The sequence below is a fragment of the Phocaeicola coprocola DSM 17136 genome, assembly GCF_000154845.1.
In the GTDB taxonomy this organism is placed as follows: Bacteria; Bacteroidota; Bacteroidia; order Bacteroidales; family Bacteroidaceae; genus Phocaeicola; species Phocaeicola coprocola.
Map to the genome: position 1 here is coordinate 3,672 of NZ_DS981433.1, position 1,461 is coordinate 5,132.

General features: G+C 49.1%; 1 protein-coding gene. It reads left to right on the forward strand.

Translation table 11 applies throughout. The annotated features are described in order from the left end of the window. The first annotated feature begins 80 nt into the window (after window positions 1–80). A complete protein-coding gene (locus tag BACCOP_RS01455) occupies window positions 81–1,367 on the forward strand; it encodes an IS1380-like element IS615 family transposase (RefSeq protein WP_007567149.1) in 1,287 nt (428 codons plus the stop codon). The last annotated feature ends 94 nt before the right edge of the window (window positions 1,368–1,461 follow it).

The following is a 1,461-nucleotide window of genomic DNA, read 5'->3' on the forward strand; positions in this document are numbered from 1 at the left end:
GGCCCCAGGTTTTTGCCATGTCAGCGTTTTCACTTACCTTAGTGTTGCGAATCCCAAAGACAAAGAAAACCGCAACAGGCATGGCAAAGGTAGCAATAAAATCCGAAAGACTCACTCCTTTTGGAGGCATATTTCCAATCATGGAGCAATTTACCTCCCTTCTCTCCTCTACAATTGACTCAACACTTGGGTTGAGATGCAAACTCTATGGTTATCAATACAGCGAAATCATCCGCTCCCTCCTATGCGTTTACTTCTGCGGCGGTTCTTGCGTTGAGGATGTCACCGCCCACTTAATGAGTCATCTTTCCCTTCACCCCACACTCCGCACCTGTAGCGCCGACACCATCCTTAGGGCAATAAACGAACTGACCCGGGAAAACATCTCATACACGTCTGATGCCGGAAAGTCCTATGATTTCAATACGGCAGACACACTCAACACATTGCTCCTGAATTGCCTGTTGTCCACAGGGCAGTTGAAAGAGGGCGGGGAGTATGACGTTGACTTTGACCACCAGTTCATTGAGGCGGAGAAGTACGATGCAAAGCCCACGTACAAGAAATTTCTTGGTTACAGGTCCGGTGTGGCCGTTATCGGCGACATGATTGTCGGCATAGAGAACAGCGACGGCAACACCAATGTACGCTTTCACCAGAAGGACACGCTAAAGAGGATTTTGGAGAGACTTGAAGAGAAGAAGCTGACAGTCAAACGCTTCAGGGCCGACTGCGGCTCATGCTCTGAAGACATTGTGGATGAGGTCAGGAAGCATTGCAGGACATTCTACATACGCGCCAACCGCTGCTGCTCGCTCTATGATGACATCTTCGCGCTCAGAGGGTGGAAGAAGGAAGAGATAAACGGCATCGTGTTTGAGTTGAACTCCATTCTCGTTGAGAAGTGGAAGGGCAAACCGTATCGCCTGGTAATCCAGAGACAGAGACGCATGGGCAGTGGACCGGACCTGTGGGAGGGGGAATATACATACCGCTGCATCCTGACCAACGATTACGAATCATCCATGAGGGACATCGTGGAGTTCTATAACATGCGCGGTGGCAAGGAACGCGTCTTTGATGACATGAACAATGGGTTTGGATGGGACAGACTGCCTAAATCCTTCATGGCGGAAAATACCGTGTTCCTGCTCCTGACGGCACTGATACGCAATTTCTACAAGGCCATCATGCAAAGGATTGAAGTGAAGAAGTTCGGGCTCAAGGAAACCAGCCGTATCAAGACGTTTGTCTTCAAATTCATTTCAGTACCTGCCAAGTGGATTAAGACCGCAAGGCAATGTGTGCTGAATATCTACACCGACAACCATGCATATGCAGAAGCCTTCAAAACTTCTTCCGGATGATTTACATCACTTGATGGCCACTGATTGCGTATTGCCTCAAGTCGCTTTATGGGGTAAGGGGATGGTATGCGCATTGAAACGGACGCGAGGACTT